This window comes from Caballeronia sp. GAFFF2, assembly GCF_023631485.1.
Lineage (GTDB): Bacteria > Pseudomonadota > Gammaproteobacteria > Burkholderiales > Burkholderiaceae > Caballeronia.
Genome location: NZ_JALQDA010000014.1, coordinates 137,371 through 162,258 on the forward strand (window position 1 = coordinate 137,371; position 24,888 = coordinate 162,258).

Genomic DNA, 24,888 nt, shown 5'->3' on the forward strand with positions numbered 1-24,888 from the left:
CCCCTCGGAAACGCGGTCTATCTCCGCGCAAACGGAGAAGGGGCAAGTTACGAACCCCTCGAAGCAAGACTTAGTTCTTCGACTGATCGACCAGCTTGTTCTTCGCGATCCACGGCATCATGGCGCGCAGCTTCTCGCCGACCTGCTCGATCTGATGCTCGGCCGTCAGACGGCGACGCGATTGCAGCGTCGGCGCGCCAGCGCGGTTTTCGATGATGAAGCTCTTCGCGTATTCGCCGGTCTGGATGTCTTTCAGCACGGCCTTCATCGCCTTCTTCGTCTCTTCCGTGACGATGCGCGGACCCGTTACGTACTCGCCATACTCGGCGTTGTTCGAGATCGAGTAGTTCATGTTGGCGATACCGCCTTCATAGATCAGGTCGACGATCAGCTTCAGCTCGTGCAGGCACTCGAAGTACGCCATTTCCGGCGCGTAGCCCGCTTCCACCAGCGTTTCGAAGCCAGCCTTGATCAGGTCCACCGTGCCGCCGCACAGCACGGCCTGCTCGCCGAACAGGTCGGTTTCGGTTTCTTCGCGGAAGTTCGTTTCGATGATGCCGGCACGTCCGCCGCCGTTGGCCGCCGCATACGACAGCGCCACGTCGCGGGCCGAACCCGACTTGTCTTGTGCCACCGCGATCAGGTGCGGCACACCGCCGCCTTGCTGATACGTATTGCGCACGGTGTGGCCCGGCGCCTTCGGCGCGATCATGATGACGTCCAGATCCGCGCGCGGGATCACCTGGCCGTAATGCACGTTGAAGCCGTGCGCGAACGCCAGCGCCGCGCCTTCCTTGGCATTGGCGTGGACTTCGTTCTTGTAGACTTCGGCGATTTGCTCGTCGGGCAGCAGCATCATGACGACATCCGCGCCCTTCACGGCTTCGGCCACTTCCTTGACCTTCAGGCCCGCGTTCTCGGCCTTGCTCCACGAAGCACCGCCTTTACGCAGGCCGACCGTCACGTTCACGCCGCTTTCCTTCAGGTTCAGCGCGTGCGCATGGCCTTGCGAGCCATAACCGATGATGGTGACTTGCTTGCCCTTGATGAGGGAGAGGTCGGCGTCTTTGTCGTAGAAAACTTTCATGGTGGTTCCTTGAGGTCTGTCTCCGCGCAGGCAGAGAAAACTAGTCGAAATGAGTGTAGGTTTAAACCTTCAGAATGCGCTCGCCCCGGCCGATGCCGGAACTGCCCGTGCGAACCGTTTCCAGAATGGCCGTGGCGTCGAGCCCCTGAATGAACGCGTCGAGTTTGTCGGATGCGCCTGTCAGTTCCATCGTGTAGGTCTTTTCGGTCACGTCGATGATGCGGCCGCGGAAGATATCCGCCATGCGCTTCATCTCTTCGCGTTCCTTGCCGACAGCTCTTACCTTGATGAGCATCAGCTCGCGCTCGATGTGGGCGCCCTCTGTCAGGTCGACCACTTTCACCACCTCGATCAGGCGGTTCAGGTGCTTCGTGATCTGTTCGATCACGTCGTCCGAGCCAATCGAGACGATGGTCAGCCGCGACAGCGAACTGTCTTCGGTCGGCGCCACCGTCAGCGTTTCAATGTTGTAGCCGCGCGCGGAAAAGAGCCCGACGACACGCGATAACGCGCCCGGTTCGTTTTCCAGCAGTACGGAGATGATGTGTTTCATGTCTTTTCCCGAGGTTTATCCAGTTGGCGTCTGCTTCGAAAAACCCGTGCGCGGCGCTCGTCCTTTGTGAAGACGGGTGCGCCCGGGCCTCGCGAGTCAAAGCCGCGTTATAGATCTTCCGAGCCGAGCAGCATTTCCGTGATGCCCTTGCCTGCTTGCACCATGGGAAATACGTTTTCGGTGGGATCGGTCTGGAAGTCGAGAAATACGGTGCGATCTTTCAGGCGCAGCGCTTCCTTCAGCGCCGGCTCGACGTCCGCGGTCTTTTCGACGCGAATGCCGACATGCCCATACGCTTCGGCGAGCTTCACGAAGTCAGGCAGCGCGTCCATGTAGGAACTGGAATAGCGCTTCTTGTATTCGATCTGCTGCCACTGGCGCACCATGCCGAGATAGCGGTTGTTGAGCGAGATGATCTTGACGGGCGTGTTGTACTGCTTGCACGTCGAGAGCTCCTGAATGCACATCTGGATGGAGCCTTCGCCCGTGATGCAGACCACTTCCTCGTCGGGAAAAGCCATCTTCACGCCCATGGCTGCCGGCAAGCCGAAACCCATGGTGCCGAGACCGCCCGAGTTGATCCAGCGGCGCGGCTTGTTGAACGGATAGAACTGCGCGGCCCACATCTGATGCTGGCCGACATCCGAACAGACGAAGGCGTTGCCGTCGGTCAGTTCATGCAGCTTCTGGACGACATATTGCGGCTTGATGATCTCGCTTTTGCGGTCGTAAGCGAGGCAGTCTTTCGAGCGCCAGGCTTCGATCTGGTCCCACCACGACTTGAGCGCCTGCGTGTCCGGGCCGTGTTCCGCCGTCTGTAACTGCTCGATCAACTCCTTCAGCACTTCCTTCACGTCGCCGACGATGGGAATGTCCACCTTCACGCGCTTGGAAATGGACGAAGGATCGATGTCGATGTGGATGATCTTGCGCGGCGACGACGCGAAGTGCGCCGGGTCGCCGATCACGCGGTCGTCGAAGCGCGCGCCAATGGCGATCAGCACGTCGCAGTTCTGCATGGCCATGTTGGCTTCGTACGTGCCATGCATGCCGAGCATGCCGAGGAATTTCTTGTCGCTCGCGCGGTAACCGCCCAGACCCATCAGCGTGTTGGTGACCGGATAGCCCAGCAAATCGGCGAATTGGTTCAGCTCGCGCGATGCATCCGCGAGAATGATGCCGCCGCCGGTATAGATATACGGGCGCTTGGCCGAAAGCAGCAGTTGCACCGCCTTGCGGATCTGGCCGGAGTGGCCCTTCGTCACCGGGTTATACGAACGCAGCGACACGCTCTTCAGCGGTTCGTACTTGCACGGCGCCTTCGACACGTCCTTCGGAATGTCGATCAGCACCGGACCGGGGCGACCCGTGCGAGCAATGTAGAACGCTTTCTTGACGGTGGCGGCGAGATCGCGCACGTCCTTCACGAGGAAGTTGTGCTTGACGCAGGGCCGCGTGATGCCGACGGTGTCGCACTCCTGGAACGCGTCGAGGCCGATGGCCGCGGTCGGAACCTGCCCGCTGATGATGACGAGCGGAATGGAATCCATATAGGCCGTGGCAATACCCGTCACCGCATTGGTGACGCCGGGGCCGGAAGTCACGAGGCACACGCCCACGTTGCCGGTCGAGCGCGCATAGGCGTCGGCGGCGTGTACGGCGGCCTGTTCGTGGCGCACGAGAATGTGCTGGATCTGGTCCTGCTTGTACAGCTCGTCGTAGATGTAGAGTACCGAGCCGCCGGGATAGCCCCAAATGAACTCGACCTTCTCGTCAGCGAGCGCGCGCATGAGCACGGTGCCGCCGATGGAGTCAGCTTCGTGAGGGGGAGTCGTATCCGACGTGGAGAATTCCGCGCTGGGCATGTTCATTCATCACCTTTCGAATTTTCGGCAAAAAATTGATCGGGTGCTCTCTGCCGGGCTTGTGGCTCGGGTTCAAGCGGCGCGTCTTGAATTGACTGGCGTGCTTCTTGGGCTCGCCTCAAAGCAGACATTTCACTTTATGATGCGAGTCGGAAAATGTAGCCCGGCGCGCGCAACGGGTCAAGAAAAAAGTTTCGGAAATCTCCGATCCGACGCTTTTCGGAAAAAGCTCAGATTTAGCACAACGTTTGACGCTTGGAGCAGCGAGTACGTAAATCGGGCAACAAATCGTCCCAAATCCTCCCGGCGTGGCGAAAATTTGCTAGCATCCGCAGGTTTTCCTAGAACCCACGATCCCTTTCGACGCAAATTCGTTGCGCCGGGCTCCCAACGGATGGCATCAGACAAGGAACTTGCCGATTTCCTGGCGGGCGTCGAACGACGCGCGTTCAAACAGACCGTGTACACCGTCCGCGACGACGACGCGGCGCTGGACATCGTGCAGGACGCCATGATCAAACTGGCGGAAAAATACGGTGACAAGCCGCCTTCCGAGCTTCCGCTGCTTTTCCAGCGTATCCTCCAGAATGCGACGCACGACTATTTCCGTCGCCAGAAGGTGCGGAACACGTGGGTCAGCCTCTTTTCGTCCTTCGGAAACGCGGACGACGACGAGTTCGACCCGCTCGAATCCTTCGAATCGCAAGACGGCGCACTCGGCAGCGAGAGCAGCGAGAACAAACTGGAACGCGAACAGGTACTCAACCTGATCGACGCGGAAATCCAGAAATTGCCGGCACGTCAACGAGAAGCCTTTCTCATGCGTTACTGGGAAGATATGGATGTCGCAGAGACGGCCGCCGCCATGGGCTGCTCCGAGGGCAGCGTCAAAACGCATTGTTCACGCGCCACGCACGCCCTCGCGCACGCCCTGAAAGCCAAAGGGATCACGCTATGAGTTCCGTTCTTGATTCAAAGGAAAACGAGTTCGCGCTGAAGGTAGTTCGCGCGCTGGACGAAAGTACATCGACTATTCCGGCCGCCGCGGTCGACCGGCTCGCCGAGGCGCGCCGGGCTGCTATCGCGCGCAAGAAGCCGGAGAAGGTCGCCATGACCGCGCCCGCGTTCACGCCGGCTTTGGCCGGAGCAGGCGCGAGCCTCTCGGCGGGCGGCGCGGGTCACGACGGCTCCGAGACGCGAGGGCCGAAGGGCCTGTTCGCGCGGCTCGGCGGCTTCGGCCTCGTGTGGCCGGTGTGCGCGCTGGCTATCGGTCTGGCTGGCATCGCTTACTGGGAAGATCAGGAGCGCCGTGCCGAACTCGCCGACATCGACGCGGCCATGCTCTCCGACAGCTTGCCGCTCGACGCCTATCTCGACCACGGCTTCAACGCATATTTGACGCGTAATCACTAACGCGTATTGTCGAATCTTTCAACTGACATCAAACCTGGCGGGGAGTTTTCGGGTGAGTTACAAGCGCGGTCTCGCGATTGTCTTTAGTTGCGCGATTGCGAGTCTGGTCGCATTCGCCGCGACTTATCCGCGCTTTTACCCGGCCACCGCCGCCTTGCTCTCGACCGCCGCCGCGCCCAACGGCGCAAGTTCGGGCGCCGATTCCGGCCTTTCGCTTTCGGCGCTCTCTTCCGGCAGTCCGCTCTCGTGGAATCGTCTCACCGAAGCGCAGCACGTCGCGCTCGCGCCGTTCTCCACGCAATGGGATTCCTTCAGCGAAGAGCGCAAGCAAAAGTGGCTGAAGATCGCATCGCGCTATCACCGCATGTCGCCCGAGGCGCAAAAGCGTCTGCATCAGCGCATGGAGGAATGGACGCGCATGACGCCGGACCAGCGCAAAGTCGCGCGCGAGAACTATCAGGTTTCGAAGTCCGTCGCGCCGGAGAATCGCGAAAAGGCGTGGGATGCTTACCAGAAGCTTTCCGAAGAGCAGAAGAAAAAGCTCGCCGCCACCGAGCGCACGCGCCGTCCCACGGTCGTCAGCGCGCCGCCGACCGGCAAGAGCGAAGTGAAGGACATCAACCGGCTCGTGGCCGCGCGCGAGCAAGGCCACGGCGCGGGACATGCCGAAGGCGGCTCCGGTGCGCCGGCTGCATCGCCCTCGTCCACCTCAACCGCCTCGCCCGCCACGCCCGCGATTCCCAACGCCGCGAGCGTCGTGCCGGCAACGCCGATTCCCGTCTCCCCGCAGCAAGCGCCTTCCATGTACAACGGCTCATGAGCGCGTCCGCTTCCACCACCACGCCTCTCTCGCCGCTTTACGCGCCCACGCTGCGCCGCCGGCTCGCGACGATGGTCTACGAAGGCGTCATTCTGTTCGGCGTGGTGTTCATCTCCGGATATTTGTTCAGCACGCTCACTCAGCAGAAAAACGGCCTTACGCATCACAACTGGCTGATGACGTGGATCGGTCTCGTGCTCGCCGCGTATTTCGTGTGGTTCTGGACCCACGGCGGCCAGACGCTGCCAATGAAAACCTGGCGCCTCAAATTGGTCGATGCCCACGGTGAGCCCGTCACGCCTGGCCGGGCGCTCGCGCGCTACGCGCTCGCGTGGCTGTGGTTCCTGCCGCCGCTCGCGCTGCATCCGCTGCTCGGGCTCGCCGTGCCGCAGACGCTCGCCGTGTTCGCGGCCTGGATCGCGCTGTGGGCGGCCGCCGTCCGGCTCGATCCGGCGCGGCAGTTTCTGCACGATCGCCTGGCTGGCACGCGCATCATCACGGCGCCGACTCCCTACAAGTAATAAGAACTTCTCGTGACTGTCACGGCTCGGTCACGGCCGCATGGCGCAATGCGCATATCGAAACCCGATACGCGAGCCCATGACCTTCCACTCGACCGTCACGCAGGCAATCGAAGCGTCTTCCGCTTATCGTTTTCGGAGCGCCGATCTGCGCGGCGCGACGCATGAAGCCGCCCTGCCGCTGCCGGCGAACCCGGGCGTCGACGACGACAGCGAATCCTCCAGCGCGCCTCAACGCTATCGCGCGATCTGGCTGTCGGACATCCATTTGGGCTCTGGCGGCTGCCAGGCGCTCTATCTGCTCGATTTTCTGCGCCACAACGAGTCGGAGTATCTGTATCTCGTCGGCGACATCATCGATGGCTGGCAACTGAAGAAAGGCTGGTTCTGGCCGCAGGCGCACAACGACGTCATTCAGAAAATACTGCGCAAGGCGCGCAAGGGCACGCAAGTCGTCTATATCCCCGGCAATCACGACGAAGCCGCGCGCCAGTACTGCGATCTCGCGTTCGGCGACATCCACGTGCGCGGCGAAGCCTTCCATACGACGTTCGCGGGCAAGCGTCTTTGGATCGTGCACGGCGATCTCTTCGACGGCGTGATCCAGCATGCGAAATGGCTCGCCTATCTCGGCGACACCGCCTACACGATGATCCTGCTGCTCAACCGCTGGTTCAATCGCGTGCGCACGAAGCTCGGCTTCGACTACTGGTCGCTCTCGCAGTATCTCAAGCATCAGGTCAAAAACGCGGTCAACTTCATTTCGCAGTTCGAACGGGTCATGACCGACGAAGCCCGCCGCCGCGGCTGCGATGGCGTGGTGTGCGGGCATATCCACAAGGCCGAGATACGCGATATCGACGGCATTCTCTATTGCAACGACGGCGACTGGGTGGAGAGCCTCTCCGCGCTCGTCGAGACCCAAGACGGCGAACTGAAGATCGTCTACTGGACCGTCATGCACTCCCCGGAAGCGCAACCGAACCGCGTGCGCGCCACCGTCTGAACCGCATCCTCACCCGAGCCGAAATCCGATGAAAATCATGATCGTCACCGATGCATGGGAGCCGCAGGTCAATGGCGTCGTGCGCACGCTTACGCAGACGAGCCGCGAACTCACGGGCCTCGGGCATCGCGTGGAATTGCTCACGCCGCTCGAGTTCAAAACCATTCCGTGTCCGACTTATCCCGAGATTCGCCTATCATTAATGCCGGGCCGGCACGTGGCGAAGCGTATCGACGAATTCGCGCCGGACGCGCTGCATATCGCGACCGAAGGCCCGCTCGGCATGTCGGCGCGTGCCTATGCGCTGCGTCACAAACTGCCGTTCACGACCGCTTATCACACGCGTTTTCCCGAGTACGTGAAAGCGCGCTTCGGTATTCCGCTCGCCATGACTTATCGGTTTCTGCACTGGTTTCATCGGCATTCGCAGGCGGTGATGGCGCCTACTCCGGTCGTCAAGCATGACCTGGAACAGTACGGCTTCACCAACGTCGTGCTGTGGACGCGTGGCGTCGATCTGGACATCTTTCATCCGATGGACTCTAAGGTGCTCAACACCGCGCGGCCCATCTTTCTGTATGTCGGGCGCGTGGCCGTGGAAAAGAACGTGGAAGCGTTTCTGAAGCTCGATCTGCCCGGCTCGAAGTGGGTCGCGGGCGAAGGACCGGCGCTCGCGGAACTGAAGTCGCGCTATACGAACGTCAACTATCTCGGCGTGCTCTCGCAGACGGAACTGGCGAAGGTCTACGCCGCCGCCGATGTCTTCGTGTTCCCGAGCCGCACCGATACCTTCGGCCTCGTGCTGCTCGAAGCGATGGCCTGCGGCACGCCGGTCGCCGCGTATCCGGTCACGGGTCCCATCGACGTGCTAGGTGAACACGGTCCCGGCGCGCTCCATGAAGATCTGCACGAAGCCTGTCTGCAAGCGCTCAAGATCGAACGCGCCGATGCCCGCGCGTGGGCCGAGCGCTTCTCGTGGCGCGCGGCCTCCGAGCAGTTCGCCTCGCATTTGCGCCAGGTCGAACCACGCGCGCCGAGCACCGACCGGGCCGCCGCATGACGCGAAAGAGGCTCGCCGAGCAACGCGCCGAAGCTCACGCCCGTGCGGCGCCTCGTCCGCTCGAGTCCAAGCGCGATGGCGATGTCGAAGCCAATGAGGAAAACGAACCGCTAGGTCCCGACGATCCGCTCGCGCCGCTGCCCTTCAACCCGTATAAAGGCAATCGCGGCTTCACGCGCGCCTGGCACGCGATGAAGAACTCGCTCAACGGTTTTCGCGTCGCCATTCGCGAGGAAAGCGCGTTTCGTCAGGAACTCACGCTCGCCGCGATTCTTCTGCCATGCAGTCTTTTCGTGCCGGTGGCGCCCGTCGAGCGCGCGGCGCTGATCGCATCCGTGCTGCTCGTGCTGATCGTCGAATTGCTCAACTCGAGCGTGGAAGCGGCTATCGACCGCATCTCGCTCGAACGTCACGAACTTTCGAAGCGCGCGAAGGATTTCGGCAGCGCGGCCGTGATGGTCGCGCTCGGCGTTTGCCTCATTACGTGGGCGTTGATTCTCTGGCCGGTCGTGTCGAATTGGCTCGCTCGTATCCCATAAAAGATGAATGTCACCTGAAACGCAGCACTGTCGCGCCGAACGACCGGTTTATAATCGTCCGACATTCTCAAAAATAGCAACGGAAACCGGTCGCGCGAACGTTTTGGAGTTTCGAGCGCCGCCACCGGAAGCCAAGGTCGGACGACATGGAAGCCAAACCTCCCCGCCGTACCCGCGAACGGATTCTCGAGCTGTCGCTGAAGTTGTTCAACGATATCGGCGAGCCGAACGTCACCACCACGACGATCGCCGAGGAAATGGAAATTAGTCCAGGTAATCTGTACTACCATTTCCGGAACAAAGACGACATCATCAACAGCATCTTCGCGCAGTTCGAGCAGCAGATTCAGAAGCGCCTGAAGTTCCCGGACGATCATCGTCCGACCATAGATGAAATGTGGTCGTACTTACAGTACATGGCCGATTTCCTGTGGGCGTATCGCTTTCTCTATCGCGATCTGAACGATCTGCTCGCGCGCAATCGCACGCTCGAAACGCACTTCAAGCAGATCATCACGCACAAGGTGCGCTTCGCCAGCCAGCTATGCGAAGCGCTCGTCGCCGATCAAGAAATGGTCGCGACGCCTGCGGAGATCGAAGTCATCGCGACCAACATGGGCGTGATCTCGACCTACTGGCTTTCGTACCAGTACGTGATGAACCCGCGCAAGTACAACGATCAGGAAGCGATCCGCACGGAGTTGCATCAGGCGAGTCTGCATATCATTTCGATCATGGCGCCGTATCTTCGCGGACGATCGCGCCAGCTCTTCGACGACCTCGTGTCCGGTAAACTGCCGAAGCGCCAGTACGCCGACTTCCTGCCGCCGCGCGAGGAAGCGCCGTCGGGCGCGCCGAAGAACGTAACACCGAAGGATTCCCGATAATGAAGGCTGTTTGTGTCTATTGCGGCTCCGCGAGCGGAGCCCGCCCTGTGTATGCCGAAGCGGCCAAGGCGTTCGGCCGCGCGCTCGTCGAGGCTGACCTCTCGCTCGTGTATGGCGGTGGCCGCGTCGGTTTGATGGGCCTGATCGCCGATGAAGTGCTCGCCGCCGGCGGACGCGCAATCGGCGTCATTCCAGAGTTGCTGCTTGCGAAGGAAGTGGGCCATACGGACCTCACGGAACTGATCGTCGTGCCCGACATGCACGAGCGCAAGAAGCGCATGGCCGATCTCGCGGACGCGTTCGTCGCGATGCCCGGTGGTGTCGGCACTTTCGAGGAATTTTTCGAAGTGTTCACGTGGGCGCAGCTTGGTTATCATCAGAAGCCTGTTGGCCTGCTGGACGTGAACGGCTATTACGACCCGCTCATGGCCATGTTGCGCCATACCGTCGACGAAGGCTTCATGCGCGAGCAGTATCTAGAGCTCATACAGATTGCGCGCGAGCCCGGCGAGATGATCACGAAGCTGCAGCACTACACGCCCCGCACGCTCGACAAGTGGAACGAAAAGCGCGACGCGGTTTGATCCATTCCTAACGGTCGACACGATGTCCAAAGTCATCCTGATTACGGGCGCGAGCCGCGGCATCGGCCGCTCGGCAGCGCTGCTCGCGGGCGCGCGCGGCTGGTCGGTCGGCGTGAACTATGCGAATAACGCCAGTGCCGCCCATGAAACCGTCGCCGCGGTGCAAGCCGCTGGCGGCAAGGCGATCGCCATTCAGGGCGACGTGTGCGACGAGGCGGCGATCATCGCGATGTTCGATGCCACCGAGAAGGCGTTCGGCAAGCTCGATGGCGTGGTGAATAACGCGGGCATCGTCGCGCCCGGCTCCATGCTCGCGGACATGGATATCGAGCGCATGAAACGTATTTTCGATACCAATGTGCTCGGCGCGTTTCTTTGCGCTCGTGAAGCGGCGCGGCGGCTTTCCACTTCGCGTGGTGGCAAGGGCGGGTCGCTCGTGAATGTTTCTTCGGCGGCCGCCAGATTAGGCGGCCCGGGGGAGTATGTCGATTATGCGGCTTCCAAAGGGGCTATCGATACACTCACCATCGGGCTTTCCAAAGAGCTCGGGCGCGAAGGGGTAAGAGTCAATGCCATTCGGCCAGGTCTCATCGAGACCGAGATTCACGCTAGTGGTGGTAAGCCCGATCGGGCTCAGGTGCTGGGTGGGCAGACGCCTATCGGGCGCGCCGGGTCCGCCGATGAAGTCGGCGAGGCTATCGTCTGGCTGCTCTCCGATGCCGCTTCTTATGTCACCGGGGCTTTGATCGATGTCGCCGGTGGGCGGTGAGTGCTTTCTTTTTTTCTTTTGCTGCGTTTTGTTCAGTAGCCGCCTCCCCGGCGGAGGGGTAACTTTCTTTGCTGCTGCAAAGAAAGTCACCAAAGAAAGCAGCTTAGGAACCGGCTTCTGAAGCACAACTGGTTCCCCGCTATTTACCACAAACCCTTTGAGCACTTCCCCTTTCTCACGCTCGTAGTCGTTCGCAGCTGATGATTCTCTTCGAGCGCTTGCCCTGCAATGGGCCGTTGTCTGCGAATTTTTTTGTCACCTCTCCGCAGTTGATGACCTTCTTTGCGGCCCGCTGATCGAAGCCTTGTCTTTGCGCAGTTCTACTCGAGCACTCACATTGACTACCGGTCTTAATGCTCTTCGGACCTCCTAGCCACGCCTTTCTGACTCGCTGCGCGCAATCATCGGGTTCGCCTCCCTCTAAAAGCCGCCGCGTGTCATCAGCCACGTTTCTTCTTCCTTCGTCGTCGGCCTGCCCAAAATTCGGTTGCGATGCGGAAAGCGCCCGAATCGTTCGATGACTTCCGCATGCTTCATCGCCGATTCATGGAAGCTCGTCACGCCCTCTTCTTGCTCTAATTTCCCAAACAATTCAACCGCGAGAAGCTGGCTCTCCATCGTCTCGTCATGCTCGAATGGCATATACGCAAACGCACGATGGTATGCATCGGCCAAGCGCAAATCATCGCCGGAATCGACCAGCGCTTTCGCCAACGCCAACGCACGCTCGTCGCCCGCAAACGCGCGCGGCGTATGCCGATAACAGTTGCGCGAGAACTGGTCGAGCAGCACGATCAGCGCAAGCGCACCCGAAGGCGTGCGCTCCCATTCACGCAAACCGCCCGACAGCGCTTCTTCGAGCACCGCGCCGAAGCGCTCGCTGATCTGCGCATCGAAGGCAGGCTTCTTTTTCCACCACAGCTTGCGTTCCGTCCCGGCCTCAGGCGAGCCGACCGCGCCGAACCAGAATTCGAGTATCGCGCTCGCGCGCGGATCGAGTGCTTCCGCTCGCGCGTTCAAACCAGCTCCAGCACCAGTCGCCGCGTGCGCGCGCTCTTCTTCTCCAGCTTTGCAATCCGCAAGCCGCCGATCTCGCCGGTATTACGCACATGCGTGCCGCCGCATGGCTGCAAATCCACGTTCTCGATGCGCAAAAGGCGCACGCGGCCAAGGCCCATCGGTGGCTTTACGCTCATCGTGCGGACGAGTTCAGGGCGCGCGGTCATCTCGTCGTCGGTGATCCATTCGGTATTCACGTCGTGCGCGCCGCCGATCAGTTCCGCCAGACGCGCTTCCACGCGCTCACGTTCGATAGGCTCGACCGTCGCGAAGTCGAGGCGCGCATAGTCTCTCGTGATGCTGCATCCATCCACCGGATACGGCAGTACCGCGCACATCAAATGACTCGCCGTATGCAGCCGCATATGCCGATACCGCCGCTCCCAGTCGATCTCCGCGCTCACTTTGTCGCCAACCTTCAAAAGCGAAAGCGCTTCTTCTTGGCCGGGCGCGGGCACATGCACGGCGTCGTCGGGCGTGGCGCCTTCGAACTTCGCCTTGCGCGTGTCGGCAATGACGATCTTCGTGCCGTCGGCAAGCGTCAGCGTGCCCGCATCGCCGGCCTGGCCGCCGCCGAGCGGATAAAACACGGTTTGATCGAGGTGGATGCCCATTTCGTCGATAGCCGTGACGCTCGCCTCGCACTGTGTGCGATAAGCGTCCTCGCGAAAGAGTGCGCGTGTGCTCATGTCTTGTCCTTGCAATGTTTCGTGGGGCGGCAAAAAGCCGTTCCGCAGATCATGCCGCACGCGCCGCTGCCTTGGACCGATACAAAAGCGCGCGAATCAGCCGGGCCGGTTGCGCATCCAGTCGGCGGTATCGAAGAAAGAGGTGAGAAGGCGCTCGCGCAAAGGCTCGTCGAGGCCGATGTCCTGCATCGCCCACGCCATGCAGCGCAACCATTGATCGCGCTCGGCCGTTGCAATGGCGAACGGCATATGCCGCGCCCGCAAACGCGGATGGCCGAAGCGGCTGATGTAGTGATCCGGTCCGCCCATCCAGCCGCACAGGAACCAGAAGGTCTTGTCGCGGGAGTTGTCGAGTGTCGGCGGATGCAGCGCGCGCAAGCCCGCGAATTCAGGTTCGAGGTCCATCAGATCGTAAAAGCGATCGACCATCGCGCGCAGACGTTCCTCGCCGCCGATCAGTTCGAACGGCGTGGGCTTTTGGACTTCATCGTCGGAAGGTTGGGAATTGACTTCGCTCATTGCTTTTGGACAACAGAAAACTCAGGCGTCGCGCAGCGATTGCAAGGCCGGACGCGCCAGCACGCGCCGCAGGCTCATCCAGCCGCCGAGCGCCGCGCAAGCAACGCCCGCGACGATGCCAACCGGCACGAGCCACGGGTTGAACTCGATATGAAACTCGAACACGCGCGATGCAAGCACGTAACCGATGCCCTGCGCACCGAGCGCCGCCATCAGGCCGGACAACGCGCCGACCACGACGAACTCGGCGACCTGCACCGAACGAATCTGCCGATGCGATGCGCCCAAAGCCCGCAACAGTGCCGACTCGCGCATGCGTTCGTCGCGCGTGCCGGCAAGCGCCGCGTAGAGCACCAGCACGCCGGCCGCGAGCGTGAAGATGAACAGGAACTGCACCGCGCCGATCACCTGGTCGAGCGTGCGCTGAATCTGCGCGAGGATCGGCGCGGTATCGATGGCGGTCACGTTCGGATAGGCGGCGACGAGGCCGTCGATGGTGCGCGCCTGTTCCGGCGGCAGATGAAAACTCGTGATGAACGTCGCGGGAAGGTCGGCCAGCGTCTCGGGCGGCATCAGCACGAAAAAGTTGACCTTGAACGAATTCCAGTCGACCTTGCGCACGCTCGTCACCGGTGCCTCGACCGGCATGCCGGCGACATCGAAACGCAGCGTGTCGCCCATCTTCACGCGAATGGTCTTCGCGATGCCCTCTTCTATCGACACCGCCGGCTGCGCGTTCTTGCCGAACCACGTGCCCTGCGTCACGCGGTTATCGCCCGGCAATTCGGTGGTGTAAGAAAGATTGAATTCGCGATCGACGAGCCGTTTTGCATCCGGCTTGTCGTAGCTGTCCGGATTCACCGCCTTGCCATTGATGGCGACGAGACGCGCGCGCACCATCGGCGAGAGCGCGGCATCGGGTTGGCCATGCCCATGCAGATACGCAAGCACGCCTTCGCGCTGATCCGGCTGGATGTCGATGAGAAACTCGTTGGGCGCATCCGGCGGCGTGGCGGCGCGCCAGCCCTTGATGAGGTCGTCGCGCGTCATCGCTATCAGCAACAAACACATGAGGCCGATGCCGAGCGCCGTGATCTGCAACGCGCTGGCGCCGCTGCGCCGTTCGAGCGACGCCAGCGCATAACGCCAGCCCACGCCCGCGCGGCTCTTTTCCCGCCGCACGAAGCGCGCCGCCGCCCACAACGCCGCGCGCGCGATCACGCCGAAGATCAGGAGGCCGGCCGCGAATCCGCCCGCGACGATGCCGCCGAGCTTCAACTCGCCCGCCGCGACGATGAGCAACGCCGCGAACAGCACGACGCCGACGCCGTAGGCCGCATAAGCGACGCGGTTTGCATCGCCGAGTTCACGGCGGATCACATGCACAGGCGGCACGCGCGTGAGCGGCAAAAGCGGCGGCAGGGCGAAGCCGAGCAGCAGCACGAGGCCCATCGCGATGCCTTGCAGCGCGGGCCAGACGGAGGGCTGCGGCAAATCGACATCGACGAGCGAGCCCAGCCAGTTCAGCAGCACGAGATGGCCGCCGAAACCGAGCACGACGCCAAGCGCGCTGCCGATCACGCCGATCGCCAGGAATTCGTTCAGAAACAACGCGCGCAGCGTGCGCTGACTGACGCCCAAGCAACGCATGGTGGCGCAGCCGTCGAGATGCCGCCGCGCAAAACGATGCGCGGCCATGGCGATGGCTACCGCCGCGAGCATCGCCGTCAGCAGCGAAACGAGCGTGAGAAAGTGGCTCGCGCGATCGATGGTCTGCCGCACTTGCGGCTGCCCGTCCGACAGCGATTCGAGTCCGACGCCGCGCAATTTGCCGCCGTCGGTCTTATCGCGGGCGAATTGCGCGAAGCGCTCGATCTGCGCATCCGGTCCCGCGACCAGCAAGCGGTAAGTCACGCGGCTGCCGTAGCCGAGCAATCCCGTGGCGGCGATTTCATCGGCGCGCATCATGAGGCGCGGCGAGAAGTTGACGAAGGAAAAGCCGCGATCCATCTCGCGCGTGATGATGCCCGCCACCTTGAACGTGCGCGTGCCGACCTTCACCGTGCCGCCGGGCTGCGTTTTCAGCGCATCGAGCAGGGACGCATCGACCCAGACGGTGCCGGGCGCGGGAATGCCGTTGACGGGCGCGTCGGGCTTGCCGGGCGCCGACGCGATACGCAGCGCGCCACGCAGCGGATAACCTTGCGTCACGCCCTTGATCGCCGCGAGCCGCGAGGCGGGCTGCGCCGCGGTCGAGCTGATCATGCTCGGGAAGATCGTGGTCCCAGCGGTTTCGAGGCCGAGCGACCTGGCTTGGTCGGTGAACATTGCATCGACGGGATGATCCGAGCGCACGACGAAGTCCGCCGCGATCATCTGACGGCCGTCGCGCACGAGCCCTTGACGCATGCGGTCGGAGAGAAAACCGACGCTCGACAGCGCCGCCACCGCCAGCACCAGCGCGAGCAGCAGCATGGTGAGTTCGCCCGCGCGCCAGTCACGCGCGGTCATGCGCCACGCCTGACGCGCGGTCTGCAGAAAATCGAGCCGGACAGGAGGATGCGTGCGGTCGGCTTTGAGCGCGGCCTTGGAGGGAGTGGAGTCGTTGCGCGCCGCGGTGCTCAATCGTGCTTGCTCCGCAGGCTCGTGATCGACGTTTGCGGCGCGCCGCTGCCGGGCAGCATGTGCTTGGCCATGCGCGATATGCCGCCGTGCACGCCGCGCACGAGGCGCGGCAGCGCCCAACCGGCGATGACCAGGAACGCAATCAGCATGACGAGGAACAGCACCGGCACGAAGAGCGCGAGCGTGATGCCGAGCAGCACGCCGATGTCTTCCGTCGCGGATGCCGCCCAGTTCGACACCGGTTCGGGCGAGAGATTGATCAGCGCGCGCGTGCCCGCCTTGGCGAAATGCGAGGCGCCGGCAAGCGTTCCGCCCGCCAGCGCCGCGATGGTGAGCATGGCCGGATCGGCATGACCGAGCGTGCCGGCGGCAAGCACGGCGCCCGCCGGAATGCGGATGAACGTGTGAATGGCGTCCCACAGCGAATCGAGCGCGGGAATCTTGTCGGCGAGAAATTCGACGACGGCGAGCACCGCCGCCACGCCGATCACCCACGGCGAACCGAGCACCGCGAGCGAATCAGGGAGATGGATGAGACCGATGCGTTCAAACAGACCCGCGATGAAGACCGTGAGATACAGGCGCAACCCGCTCGCCCATGACAGGCCCGCAGCGAGCGAAAGTGACTCAAGCATTGCCGCCTCCTTGGTGCGCCAGCAACCCGGCCAACCGTGTGCGCCGGTCTGAACGTCGCTTCTTTCCGGCCCGGATGCCGGAAGAAGCCGCCCATATCAACGAGGATATCGAAAAAAGCCTCGTGACGCAGGCGGAAAGATAAAACGGTGCGGCTCGCCGAGTGATGTTATCTGCAATCGGAGATTGCTGAAAATCGGAAATGCCTTCAGACCATTATATCCATGCAAAAGGAAGCGGTGCAGCAAGGCATCCGGCGAATGCCGCCCGAAGTGCGCTGCCGCTCGCACCGCGACCATTGCGGTGGCGCCGGTGCAACAGCGCGTCAATGTCCGGACGAAAGCTTGAGTCCGATGAGCCCCGCGACGATCAGCGCCGCGCTGCCGATACGCGCCGCCGTCAACGCCTCGCCCAGAAACACGATGCCGAAAATAAACGCGCCGACCGCGCCGATTCCCGTCCAAACAGCGTAAGCGGTGCCGAGCGGCAACTGGCGCATGGCCATGGCAAGCAAGACGAAGCTGCCGATGGCCGTCACCAGCGTGAACACCGACGGCCAAAGCCGCGTAAAGCCTTCCGATGACTTGAGCCCGGCGGCCCATGCCACTTCGAGCAAACCGGCGATAAAAAGAAGAATCCAGGACATGAGGTGACTTCCTCGAAGGAACGGGGCCGTCCCCGGTAACAAGAAGCGCGCGCGGTCGTCCACGCGGCGAAAGCAGACCGTAATTATACCGATTTGGTGCAGCAAGGCTTTTCGCTCCTCGTGCCGAGCGATGTAAAACCGTGTATTAATGGAGCGCGCGCCACCAGTGTGCGACCGTGCACCCTTCGCCCCGCCCTTTACAGAAACACAAAAGGAGCGCTCATGGATGTCGATTCGGTCCTGCTTTCACGTTTCCAGTTCGCCTGGGTCGTCGCGTTCCACATACTGCTGCCCGCGTTCACGGTCGGCCTGTCGTGCTTCATCGCGACGCTCGAATTCAACTGGTGGATCACCAAGCGCGATGTCTACCGGCGCCTGTCCGCGTTCTGGCTGAAAATCTTCGCGGTGTCGTTCGGCATGGGCGTGGTGTCGGGCATCGTCATGCCGTTTCAGTTCGGCACCAACTGGAGCCGTTTCTCCGATGCCACCGCCAATGTCGTCGGCCCGCTGATGGGCTACGAAGTGCTGACGGCGTTCTTCCTCGAATCGGCGTTTCTCGGCGTGCTCCTGTTCGGACGCAAGCTCGTGCCGCAATGGGCGCACGTCATGTCCGCGATTTTCGTCGCGGCGGGCACGGTCATCTCGTCGTTCTGGATTCTCGCCGTCAATAGCTGGATGCAGACGCCGCAAGGGCATCGCATGTTGCCGGACGGCCGCTTCGAAGTGGTGAGCTTCTTCGACGTGATCTTCACGCCGTCGTTTCCGTACCGGCTTGGGCATACGGTGAGCGCGTTCCTCGTCACGACGGGCTTCGTCATTCTCGGCGTCGGCGCCATGTATCTGCGGCAAAAACGCGCTGTCGAGGAAAGTCGCGTGATGCTCAAGATGTCGCTGATCTTTCTTATCATCATGGTGCCGATCCAGATGGTGATCGGCGATTCGCACGGTCTGAACACGCTCAAATATCAGCCCGCCAAGCTCGCGGCGATGGAAGGTCTGTGGGAAACCGGCTCGCGCGTGCCCGCGAATCTCTTCTCCATTCCCGACGAAAAGGAAGAGCGCAACCGCTTCGAGATTTCGATTCCCGTGCTCGGCAGCCTTTACCTCACGCACGATCCGAACGGAGTCGTGCGCGGGCTGAAGGACTTTCCGCGCGAAGACCGCCCGCCTGTCGCCGTGGTGTTTTTCGCCTTTCACATCATGGTCGGGATCGCGCTTCTGATGTTCGCGCTCGTGCTGTCGGGCATCGTGCTGTTCGCGCGCGGCAAGCTGGAACAAAGCACGCGCTGGCTGCGTTGCGCGACGTTCGCCATGCCGCTCGGCTTCATCGCGGTGATCGCGGGCTGGACCACCACCGAAGCGGGCCGTCAGCCGTGGACGGTGTATGGCATCCTGCGCACGCGCGATTCCGTCACGCCCTCGCTCACCACCGCCGACGTCGGCCTGTCCTGGGCGCTCTACATGCTGGCTTATCTCGTGATCTTCGGCGCGGGCTTCGTGCTGTTGCGGCGGCTCGTGCGCATCGGGCCGACCGACGCGTCGCGTGACCATGAGAACGAATCGCTCGATACGAAGACGCGCGCGGCGCGGCCGCTGTCGGCGGTATCGGCGGTCACGGCAGGCGGCGACGGCGGCGCGCGCACGGCGAATCGCGACGACGTCGTCCCGCCGCATCGCCCATAACAAGTCAACCGGAGACCGCGATGCTCGATCTCGTGCCTTTGTGGGCCGCCATCCTCGCGCTGGCCGTGTTCATGTACGTGCTGCTCGACGGCTTCGATCTGGGCGTCGGCATGCTGTTCCTGCTGCGCCGCGATCCCGACGAACGCAACTTGATGATCCACTCCGTCGCGCCGGTGTGGGACTTCAACGAAACCTGGCTGATCCTCGGCGGCGGCGGCTTGTTCGCGGTGTTCCCGCTGGCCTTCGCGATCATCGTGCCGGCGGTCTACTTTCCGATTCTCTTCATGCTGCTCGGGCTGATCTTTCGCGGCGTCGCGTTCGAATTCCGCGAGGTCGAGGGCGCGCGCCGATGGCTGTGGGATGGCGCGTTCGGCTACGGCTCGCTCGTCGCGACCTTCGCGCAAGGCACGGTGCTCGGCATGTTCATCCAGGGCTTTCCGATCCACGGCCGGCAGTACGCCGGCACGAGCTGGAACTGGGTGGCGCCGTTTCCGCTACTCGTCGGCGTCGGGCTGATCTTCGGCTATGCGTTGCAGGGCTCGACCTGGCTCGTGCTCAAGACCGAAGGCGAGTTGCAGGCGTGGGGTCGCAAGATGGCGCGTCATGCGCTGCTCGGCGTGATCGCGTTCATCTTGCTGATCAGCCTGTGGACACCGCTGAAAGATGCGCGCATTGCGGCGCGCTGGTTCGGCTTTCCGCAGAGCTTCGCGTTCACGCCCGTGCCGGTGTTGACCGCGCTCCTTGCGTGGACGTTGTGGTCGAGCTTGCAAAAAGGCCGCGAAGTGCTGCCCTTTCTGTGCTCCGTGGGCCTCTTCTTCCTCGCGTTCACCGGGCTCGTGATCAGCCTGTGGCCGTTCATTGCGCCGCCTTCGGTGACGCTGTGGGACGCATCGGCCGCACCGTTATCGCATCAGTTTCTGCTGATCGGCACGATGTTCCTGCTGCCGGTCATCATCATCTACGTGATCTGGTCTTACTGGGTGTTTCGCGGCAAGGTGCGCGGCGATCTCGGCTATCACACGCAATAGCCGCTTGGTCATGACTAAAGCTTCTGGCGCGTGGCGAGCGTGAGGATGCGCGTCCACTTGCGAGCATCGGCCGGATCGCTGATGGGCAGACGCCATTCGGGATGTTTCGAATCCGCGACGGTGAGGACGACCGCGTTGCCCTGCTCCTCGCGCGCGCCGCGCAGATCGGCAAAGATATAGCTGCCCGTCGCTTCGCCCACGCGCACTTCCAGGAGCCGCTTGCCCGCGGCGAGCCGCAAGCCGCCCCAGTCGCGTTTGAGTTCGTGAGTCCAGTCGCCGCCAGCCGAGCGCGGAATGTTCGCCGCGACTTCACGGCGCCGCGCGAGCCAGTAAGCGACGCCCGCCGCGATTGCCGCAGCCGCCACCACCGCCACGCCGACTGCGACACCAAGCCCGAAGTGCGCGTGCAGCGCGTTGAACGACCAGACGGCGCCATAAATGAGCGCGACGAGAACCGCGAGGGCGACAACGATCGGCATCTGACTTCACACCTTGTTCTTTGAACGACGAATACGGAACGACAAGCTCATTGCGCCTTGTGTTTTGCGTTCCAGTCACGCAAGGCCTGCAAGGTGTTCGCGACATGCTGATCCGGCGAAAGGCTCGTGTATTCGTAGATCACCTTGCCGTCCGGCGCGATCACGTAGGACACGCGATTGGCCATCGAACTCTTCATGGGCAGCGAAGCGTCGTAGGAGCGGATGATCTTCGAATCTTCATCCGCCGCAACCGGGAACTTGCTGCGGCACTCGCTCACGGAAAACTTCTTGAGCGTGTCGATGTTGTCGTGCGACACGCCGATCACGGTGGCGCCCTGCGCCTTGTATTGATCGACCGCCTCGGCGAATTCGTGCGCTTCGATCGTGCAGCCCTTGGTGAACGCCGCCGGATAGAAGTACAGGACGACGGGGCCTTTCTTGAGCGCGTCGGCGAGCGAGTACTGATACACATCGCCGCCAAGCGATGCCTGGGCGACGAACGACGGCGCGGCGTCGCCCGGTTTGAGCGTGGCGCTCGCGGCAGTCGAATACACCACGGCCACGCAAGCCGCGGTTGCGGCGGCCAGGCCGGCGACGGTCGCCAGAATCTTTTTCTTCATATGCACTCCGCTTGAGGGCAGCAAAAATGTCGCGAGACGAGCGGCAAGCGCCTCAGCCTTGCGCCTCGTCCTGATCCAGCCGGCTCTCGGTGAACCACGCCGCCGCTTCGACCTGCATTTGCGAGAGCGTGGCGGGCGTGAGTTCCGCGAGCGCGGGATCGGCCAGCCGGCTTGCATCGATCGCGGCGGCATCGCCTTGTTCGGCCGCTTTCGCGATGGCCAGCAGCGCACCGAGCGCGCCCTCGCCTTCGAGGATCGCCGAGCGGATCTCCGCCGTGAGGTGAAGCTTATCGACAATTTCTTCCGGCTGCATGCCGAGCACGACATGCACGAGCGAAAAGATGCCCGTCATGAAGGCGGCATCGGCAAAAGGCTCGTCATCCGGGCGCAGCACGCCGGCCGCGAGTTCCATGAAGCGCGCGCGCGTGCCGACGAGTTGGAGGAGCGGGTCCGAGCGCCACGGCAGACCGCTGCCGTCCGCATAGAGCAGCAGTTGGGTCCAGCGCATCAACTGACGTGTGCCTGTCGACGCGATGGCCTCGCGCAACGACGACACGCGCCGTCCGCGCGCATGCGCGCTGGAATTGGCCAGACGCAGCAGTTGCACGACGATGTCCGGATTGCGCTTGAGTTCGGTCTCGAGCTCGCGCAAGGCCGGGTCGCCGCCGAGCACGGCGAGCAACCGCAGCAGCGCACCGCGCGCCGGACTCGCGCGCCTTGCCGAGAGCACTTGCGGCCGCGCGAAGAAATAGCCCTGAAAGAAGTCGAAGCCCAGGCGCTTGGCTTCCTTGAAGTCGTCGAGCGTCTCGACCTTCTCGGCGACCAGCAACTTGCCGCGCGTCTTGAGCGTCGTGGCGAGCTTCGGCAAGTGCGCGCGGTCGGTGGACAGAAGATCGATCTTGACGATATCCACGGATGGCAGCGCGGCAAGGAGCGCGTCGTCCAGACGGATGACATCGTCGAGAGCCAGGCGAAAGCCTGCGTTACGCAACTGGCCGCAGCGCCGGAAGATGGACTCGTCGAACTCGATGCTCTCCAGCAATTCGAGCACGAAGCGCTCGGGCTGCATGATGTGGACGATGTCGTCGAAGAGCAATTCGCGGCTCATGTTGACGTAGCCGGGATGGTCGCCCAGCACGGCCGACACGCCGATCTCGCCGACCGTGCGCGCCACCACGTGCGCGGTGGCCTGCACGTCGTCCGCTATGCGGGCGCGATTGTCGGGGCTGTCGCGAAACAGCAATTCGTAGGCAGCCAGCGCGCCGTCGCCGTCGAGAATGGGTTGACGGCCGACATAGACACTGTGTTCGCGCCGGGAGGGCGCGGGCTTTAGCGGGGAATCGGCCATGACGGGAAGCTCGGAAGTGCCCAGCACGCTGCCTCGCAAACGAGGCAGGCCGGCAATCTATGGTGGGTCATGGGATTGAACAACTCAAGCGAATTTTCCGGTCGACGGTCAACGGTCATGCAAGCGGACATCGCAGCCGGCACTGCAGGTGCAATTGCAGGTGCCATCGCAGGTGGCATGATACGCAAGTTTTGTACGACAAATAACCTCGACGCGTTAGGCCATATAGCGCGGCACCGTCGCTCCAGCTAAAGAAACCGTCCCATGGGCCGATAACTCGCCTGATAGAACGTGTCGCGCGTGTGCCGGCACGTACCCGACGAAAGCGTCCGCAAGACGTTTTCGAGCGCCGCAGTGTCCCCTCGCCGTTGCTTATTCGGCCGCGGAACACCGGCGCCACGCACCACTCGACCACAACATGCAAGCGAATCGGATCACCGCCTCCCGCCGCGCACCGTGGCGCATCGTTCGCGATGCGCTCGGCCGCGCATGGCGAAGCGCCGTGGCGAGCCGCCGCGAAGCCGTGAGCGCCGCGCCCGGCGTCGCCGCCGTGCAAGCGCAGGCACAAGAGCCCGTACAGCCGGAAGCACAAGCGCAAGCACGCGCGCCCGCTTCTTCGAGCGCAGTCGCGGCGCACGGCTTCGACAAGGATCAGTCGGTGCTCATGCTGGCGCTCGGCGCGGTCGATTTCCTCGCGCAACTCGACGATGCCCTGCGCTTCCGGCAGGTGTCGGACGCGAGCATCGAGTTCATCGGGTATCACCGCGACTATCTGAGCATGCTGACGCTGCACGATCTCGTGCCGTCCGAGGAAGCCGACGAACTGCACGCGCTCATTGCTCGCGCGCGAGCGAGCGGCAAGCTCGAATCGGCGACGCTCAACGTGGTGAAGTCGTTGACCATTCCGATCTGCGTCGAGTTGCGGCTCATGTCCACCGCCGCGCTCGGCACGCCGGGCTTCGCGCTCGCCGCGTTCGATGTATCGCACTGGCGCGAGCGTGAGGATTCGCTGCAACACGCGCTGCATCACGATGCGCTCACCGGACTCGACAATGCCGCCGCGCTCGATACCGCCATGAGCGCAGCGCAAGCCGAAGCCGAACTCACGCGCACGCAGGCGGCGCTGCTCGTGCTCGATATCGACGATTATCAGCGGATCAACCGCGCGCTCGGTTACGACACCGGCGACGACATGCTGCGCGAGACGGCGCGGCGCATTCAGCACACCGTCGCGCCGGGCGAGCGCGTGGCGCGCATTGCGAGCGACGAGTTCGCCGTGCTGCTGCCCGCCGGCACCACGCTCGAAGCCGCCGAAAGCCACGGCAAGCGTCTGCTCAACGCGATTGCGCAGCCGTATCGGCATCGCGGGCAGCATACGCATTTGTCGGCGAGCGTGGGCATTGCGATGTACCCGGATCACGCCGCGCTCGCGGACAAGCCCGTCGAGCGCAACGGCAAGCACGGCGTTCAGGCGAGCCTGTTGCGCATGGCCGATCACGCGCTCGCGCAGGCGAAGGCTGCGGGCGGCAATACGCTCGTGTTCCACGCACCCGACGACGACCCCGCCGACGCCGAACGCCTCAAGCTGGAAGCCGAGCTATACGAAGCGGTGCGCAACGGCGAATTCTCGCTGTACTTCCAGCCGATCACGAAGATCCGCACGGGCGCGGTGGTCGGCGTGGAAGCGCTGATGCGCTGGAATCATCCGCTGCACGGGCTCGTGCCGCCGACGGTGTTCATTCCGCTCGCGGAGTCCATCGGTCTCATCAACTATCTGGGCAACTGGGTGTTGAAGGCGGCGTGCATGCAGCTCGCGCAGTGGGACGCCATCGGCATCCGGCTGGATTACGTGGCGATCAACGTGTCGCCGCAGCAGTTCCGGGACAAGCGTTTTGCCTCGGCGGTCAAGGAAGCGCTGGCGCTGACGGGCATCGACGCGCGCCGCATCGTGCTCGAAATCACCGAGAGCGTGCTGATGCGCGATCCCGAGGAAGCGACTTGCCTGCTCGAAGCGCTGACTTCGGTGGGCATTCGCTTCGCCGTCGACGACTTCGGCACCGGCTATTCGAGCCTCGCCTATCTGCAGCGGTTTCCCTTGTCGAAGCTCAAGATCGACCGGAGCTTTGTCGAGAACCTGATTACGTCGCGCAACAATCGTGCGATCGTGAGCGCCGTGGTCGGGCTCGCGCAATCGCTCGGGCTGGAACTCGTCGCCGAGGGCGTCGAAACCGAGGAGCAGCGCGACCTGCTCGCCGAGATGGGCTGCGACCATATTCAAGGCTGGCTGATCAGCCGCGCGCTGCCGTCCGACGAGCTGGCGTCGTCGTTCCAGTCGCATTCGCTGGTGCTGCACGAGACATTATGAGAGAAGGCGTGTTCGTGTTCTAATCGAACGACACGTCATGAGAAAGAAGGCTGCGAGGGCCGATTGGAATCGATCCTCGCGCAACGAAGG

25 protein-coding genes are annotated in these 24,888 nt (G+C 62.8%); 13 read left to right on the top strand and 12 right to left on the bottom strand.

Annotation, left to right across the window (positions count from 1 at the left end; all coding sequences use genetic code 11):
* Positions 1-70: 70 nt before the first annotated feature.
* The 3 genes from ilvC to NCT04_RS09645 all read right to left on the bottom strand — a co-directional run bounded on the left by ilvC (position 71) and on the right by NCT04_RS09645 (position 3,511).
* Positions 71-1,087 carry a ketol-acid reductoisomerase gene (gene ilvC / locus NCT04_RS09635; protein WP_244825627.1) on the bottom strand — a complete coding sequence of 339 codons (1,017 nt, stop codon included), beginning with the start codon at positions 1,085-1,087 and terminating at the stop codon, positions 71-73.
* A 61-nt stretch (positions 1,088-1,148) separates the two neighbouring features.
* Positions 1,149-1,640 carry an acetolactate synthase small subunit gene (ilvN, locus tag NCT04_RS09640; protein WP_035939651.1) on the bottom strand — a complete coding sequence of 164 codons (492 nt, stop codon included), beginning with the start codon at positions 1,638-1,640 and terminating at the stop codon, positions 1,149-1,151.
* 107 nt (positions 1,641-1,747) lie between these two features.
* On the bottom strand, positions 1,748-3,511 hold the full coding sequence (locus NCT04_RS09645; protein WP_250465194.1) for an acetolactate synthase 3 catalytic subunit: 1,764 nt from the start codon (positions 3,509-3,511) through the stop codon (positions 1,748-1,750).
* A 388-nt stretch (positions 3,512-3,899) separates the two neighbouring features.
* Between NCT04_RS09645 and NCT04_RS09650 the strand changes: the two genes are divergently transcribed.
* The 10 genes from NCT04_RS09650 to NCT04_RS09695 all read left to right on the top strand — a co-directional run bounded on the left by NCT04_RS09650 (position 3,900) and on the right by NCT04_RS09695 (position 11,104).
* On the top strand, positions 3,900-4,463 hold the full coding sequence (locus NCT04_RS09650; RefSeq protein ID WP_244825631.1) for an RNA polymerase sigma factor: 564 nt from the start codon (positions 3,900-3,902) through the stop codon (positions 4,461-4,463).
* A complete protein-coding gene (locus NCT04_RS09655) occupies positions 4,460-4,918 on the top strand; it encodes a DUF3619 family protein (RefSeq protein ID WP_244825633.1) in 459 nt (152 codons plus the stop codon). The genes NCT04_RS09650 and NCT04_RS09655 overlap by 4 nt, the downstream gene beginning before the upstream one ends.
* A gap of 52 nt (positions 4,919-4,970) precedes the next feature.
* Positions 4,971-5,738 carry a DUF3106 domain-containing protein gene (locus tag NCT04_RS09660; RefSeq protein ID WP_244825634.1) on the top strand — a complete coding sequence of 256 codons (768 nt, stop codon included), beginning with the start codon at positions 4,971-4,973 and terminating at the stop codon, positions 5,736-5,738.
* A complete protein-coding gene (locus tag NCT04_RS09665) occupies positions 5,735-6,259 on the top strand; it encodes an RDD family protein (RefSeq protein ID WP_250465195.1) in 525 nt (174 codons plus the stop codon). The genes NCT04_RS09660 and NCT04_RS09665 overlap by 4 nt, the downstream gene beginning before the upstream one ends.
* Positions 6,260-6,338: 79 nt before the next feature.
* Positions 6,339-7,265, top strand: coding sequence for a UDP-2,3-diacylglucosamine diphosphatase (locus NCT04_RS09670; RefSeq protein WP_250465196.1), 927 nt, complete (start codon positions 6,339-6,341; stop codon positions 7,263-7,265).
* A gap of 28 nt (positions 7,266-7,293) precedes the next feature.
* Complete coding sequence (locus NCT04_RS09675) at positions 7,294-8,325, top strand: glycosyltransferase family 4 protein (protein WP_250465197.1); 1,032 nt, start codon at positions 7,294-7,296, stop codon at positions 8,323-8,325.
* On the top strand, positions 8,322-8,864 hold the full coding sequence (locus tag NCT04_RS09680) for a diacylglycerol kinase (RefSeq protein WP_244825638.1): 543 nt from the start codon (positions 8,322-8,324) through the stop codon (positions 8,862-8,864). Before NCT04_RS09675 ends, NCT04_RS09680 begins: the two co-directional genes overlap by 4 nt.
* 146 nt (positions 8,865-9,010) lie before the next feature.
* Positions 9,011-9,751 carry a TetR/AcrR family transcriptional regulator gene (locus NCT04_RS09685; protein WP_250465198.1) on the top strand — a complete coding sequence of 247 codons (741 nt, stop codon included), beginning with the start codon at positions 9,011-9,013 and terminating at the stop codon, positions 9,749-9,751.
* Positions 9,751-10,335 (top strand): LOG family protein, encoded by a 585-nt coding sequence (locus NCT04_RS09690; protein ID WP_250465199.1) that lies wholly within the window; start codon positions 9,751-9,753, stop codon positions 10,333-10,335. The genes NCT04_RS09685 and NCT04_RS09690 overlap by 1 nt, the downstream gene beginning before the upstream one ends.
* Positions 10,336-10,357: 22 nt before the next feature.
* Positions 10,358-11,104, top strand: a complete 747-nt coding sequence (locus tag NCT04_RS09695; RefSeq protein WP_250465200.1) for an SDR family oxidoreductase — start codon at positions 10,358-10,360, stop codon at positions 11,102-11,104.
* Between the two features lie 420 nt (positions 11,105-11,524).
* Here NCT04_RS09695 and NCT04_RS09700 read toward each other — a convergent pair whose 3' ends face one another.
* The 6 genes from NCT04_RS09700 to sugE all read right to left on the bottom strand — a co-directional run bounded on the left by NCT04_RS09700 (position 11,525) and on the right by sugE (position 17,275).
* Positions 11,525-12,124, bottom strand: coding sequence for a DUF924 family protein (locus NCT04_RS09700; protein WP_250465201.1), 600 nt, complete (start codon positions 12,122-12,124; stop codon positions 11,525-11,527).
* Entirely contained in the window at positions 12,121-12,852 is a 732-nt protein-coding gene (locus tag NCT04_RS09705; RefSeq protein ID WP_250465202.1) for an alanyl-tRNA editing protein, read from the bottom strand. Before NCT04_RS09705 ends, NCT04_RS09700 begins: the two co-directional genes overlap by 4 nt.
* A gap of 96 nt (positions 12,853-12,948) precedes the next feature.
* Positions 12,949-13,371, bottom strand: a complete 423-nt coding sequence (locus NCT04_RS09710) for a group II truncated hemoglobin (protein ID WP_244825648.1) — start codon at positions 13,369-13,371, stop codon at positions 12,949-12,951.
* 21 nt (positions 13,372-13,392) lie between these two features.
* On the bottom strand, positions 13,393-15,882 hold the full coding sequence (locus tag NCT04_RS09715; RefSeq protein WP_250465304.1) for an ABC transporter permease: 2,490 nt from the start codon (positions 15,880-15,882) through the stop codon (positions 13,393-13,395).
* Positions 15,883-15,992: 110 nt separating this feature from the next.
* Positions 15,993-16,631, bottom strand: a complete 639-nt coding sequence (locus tag NCT04_RS09720) for a DUF4126 domain-containing protein (protein ID WP_244825650.1) — start codon at positions 16,629-16,631, stop codon at positions 15,993-15,995.
* A gap of 323 nt (positions 16,632-16,954) precedes the next feature.
* The gene (gene sugE, locus NCT04_RS09725; RefSeq protein WP_250465203.1) at positions 16,955-17,275 is read right to left on the bottom strand and encodes a quaternary ammonium compound efflux SMR transporter SugE; all 321 of its coding nucleotides are present in this window, start codon (positions 17,273-17,275) and stop codon (positions 16,955-16,957) included.
* A 222-nt stretch (positions 17,276-17,497) separates the two neighbouring features.
* Between sugE and NCT04_RS09730 the strand changes: the two genes are divergently transcribed.
* Together NCT04_RS09730 and cydB are read left to right on the top strand one after the other, a co-directional pair.
* Positions 17,498-18,958 carry a cytochrome ubiquinol oxidase subunit I gene (locus NCT04_RS09730; protein WP_250465204.1) on the top strand — a complete coding sequence of 487 codons (1,461 nt, stop codon included), beginning with the start codon at positions 17,498-17,500 and terminating at the stop codon, positions 18,956-18,958.
* A 20-nt stretch (positions 18,959-18,978) separates the two neighbouring features.
* Positions 18,979-19,986 (top strand): cytochrome d ubiquinol oxidase subunit II, encoded by a 1,008-nt coding sequence (gene cydB, locus NCT04_RS09735; protein WP_250465205.1) that lies wholly within the window; start codon positions 18,979-18,981, stop codon positions 19,984-19,986.
* A gap of 14 nt (positions 19,987-20,000) precedes the next feature.
* On the opposite strand, the gene NCT04_RS09740 is transcribed toward cydB, so the two are convergent.
* From NCT04_RS09740 to NCT04_RS09750, 3 genes are read right to left on the bottom strand one after another with little or no spacing between them, the layout of a single operon-like run.
* Positions 20,001-20,465 carry a hypothetical protein gene (locus NCT04_RS09740; RefSeq protein WP_250465206.1) on the bottom strand — a complete coding sequence of 155 codons (465 nt, stop codon included), beginning with the start codon at positions 20,463-20,465 and terminating at the stop codon, positions 20,001-20,003.
* A gap of 47 nt (positions 20,466-20,512) precedes the next feature.
* Positions 20,513-21,085, bottom strand: a complete 573-nt coding sequence (locus NCT04_RS09745) for a peroxiredoxin (RefSeq protein WP_250465207.1) — start codon at positions 21,083-21,085, stop codon at positions 20,513-20,515.
* A gap of 52 nt (positions 21,086-21,137) precedes the next feature.
* On the bottom strand, positions 21,138-22,433 hold the full coding sequence (locus NCT04_RS09750; protein WP_244825657.1) for an EAL and HDOD domain-containing protein: 1,296 nt from the start codon (positions 22,431-22,433) through the stop codon (positions 21,138-21,140).
* Positions 22,434-22,851: 418 nt separating this feature from the next.
* On the opposite strand from NCT04_RS09750, the gene NCT04_RS09755 reads away from it, so the two are divergent.
* Positions 22,852-24,798: a putative bifunctional diguanylate cyclase/phosphodiesterase gene (locus NCT04_RS09755; protein ID WP_284509341.1), complete on the top strand. Its 1,947-nt coding sequence runs from the start codon at positions 22,852-22,854 to the stop codon at positions 24,796-24,798.
* Positions 24,799-24,888: the final 90 nt, after the last annotated feature.

What these genes read in the sequence shown, in the direction of transcription:
- NCT04_RS09755 (WP_284509341.1), top strand. Translation starts at nt 22,852, where the DNA reads ATGCAAGCGAATCGGATCACCGCCTCCCGCCGCGCACCGTGGCGCATC.
- NCT04_RS09720 (WP_244825650.1), bottom strand. Translation starts at nt 16,631, where the DNA reads ATGCTTGAGTCACTTTCGCTCGCTGCGGGCCTGTCATGGGCGAGCGGG.
- cydB (WP_250465205.1), top strand. Translation starts at nt 18,979, where the DNA reads ATGCTCGATCTCGTGCCTTTGTGGGCCGCCATCCTCGCGCTGGCCGTG.
- NCT04_RS09680 (WP_244825638.1), top strand. Translation starts at nt 8,322, where the DNA reads ATGACGCGAAAGAGGCTCGCCGAGCAACGCGCCGAAGCTCACGCCCGT.
- ilvN (WP_035939651.1), bottom strand. Translation starts at nt 1,640, where the DNA reads ATGAAACACATCATCTCCGTACTGCTGGAAAACGAACCGGGCGCGTTA.
- NCT04_RS09745 (WP_250465207.1), bottom strand. Translation starts at nt 21,085, where the DNA reads ATGAAGAAAAAGATTCTGGCGACCGTCGCCGGCCTGGCCGCCGCAACC.
- NCT04_RS09710 (WP_244825648.1), bottom strand. Translation starts at nt 13,371, where the DNA reads ATGAGCGAAGTCAATTCCCAACCTTCCGACGATGAAGTCCAAAAGCCC.
- NCT04_RS09750 (WP_244825657.1), bottom strand. Translation starts at nt 22,433, where the DNA reads ATGGCCGATTCCCCGCTAAAGCCCGCGCCCTCCCGGCGCGAACACAGT.
- NCT04_RS09740 (WP_250465206.1), bottom strand. Translation starts at nt 20,465, where the DNA reads ATGCCGATCGTTGTCGCCCTCGCGGTTCTCGTCGCGCTCATTTATGGC.
- NCT04_RS09675 (WP_250465197.1), top strand. Translation starts at nt 7,294, where the DNA reads ATGAAAATCATGATCGTCACCGATGCATGGGAGCCGCAGGTCAATGGC.
- NCT04_RS09715 (WP_250465304.1), bottom strand. Translation starts at nt 15,882, where the DNA reads ATGACCGCGCGTGACTGGCGCGCGGGCGAACTCACCATGCTGCTGCTC.
- NCT04_RS09650 (WP_244825631.1), top strand. Translation starts at nt 3,900, where the DNA reads ATGGCATCAGACAAGGAACTTGCCGATTTCCTGGCGGGCGTCGAACGA.
- NCT04_RS09655 (WP_244825633.1), top strand. Translation starts at nt 4,460, where the DNA reads ATGAGTTCCGTTCTTGATTCAAAGGAAAACGAGTTCGCGCTGAAGGTA.
- NCT04_RS09690 (WP_250465199.1), top strand. Translation starts at nt 9,751, where the DNA reads ATGAAGGCTGTTTGTGTCTATTGCGGCTCCGCGAGCGGAGCCCGCCCT.
- NCT04_RS09645 (WP_250465194.1), bottom strand. Translation starts at nt 3,511, where the DNA reads ATGAACATGCCCAGCGCGGAATTCTCCACGTCGGATACGACTCCCCCT.
- NCT04_RS09670 (WP_250465196.1), top strand. Translation starts at nt 6,339, where the DNA reads ATGACCTTCCACTCGACCGTCACGCAGGCAATCGAAGCGTCTTCCGCT.
- ilvC (WP_244825627.1), bottom strand. Translation starts at nt 1,087, where the DNA reads ATGAAAGTTTTCTACGACAAAGACGCCGACCTCTCCCTCATCAAGGGC.
- NCT04_RS09705 (WP_250465202.1), bottom strand. Translation starts at nt 12,852, where the DNA reads ATGAGCACACGCGCACTCTTTCGCGAGGACGCTTATCGCACACAGTGC.
- NCT04_RS09665 (WP_250465195.1), top strand. Translation starts at nt 5,735, where the DNA reads ATGAGCGCGTCCGCTTCCACCACCACGCCTCTCTCGCCGCTTTACGCG.
- NCT04_RS09695 (WP_250465200.1), top strand. Translation starts at nt 10,358, where the DNA reads ATGTCCAAAGTCATCCTGATTACGGGCGCGAGCCGCGGCATCGGCCGC.
- NCT04_RS09685 (WP_250465198.1), top strand. Translation starts at nt 9,011, where the DNA reads ATGGAAGCCAAACCTCCCCGCCGTACCCGCGAACGGATTCTCGAGCTG.
- sugE (WP_250465203.1), bottom strand. Translation starts at nt 17,275, where the DNA reads ATGTCCTGGATTCTTCTTTTTATCGCCGGTTTGCTCGAAGTGGCATGG.
- NCT04_RS09730 (WP_250465204.1), top strand. Translation starts at nt 17,498, where the DNA reads ATGGATGTCGATTCGGTCCTGCTTTCACGTTTCCAGTTCGCCTGGGTC.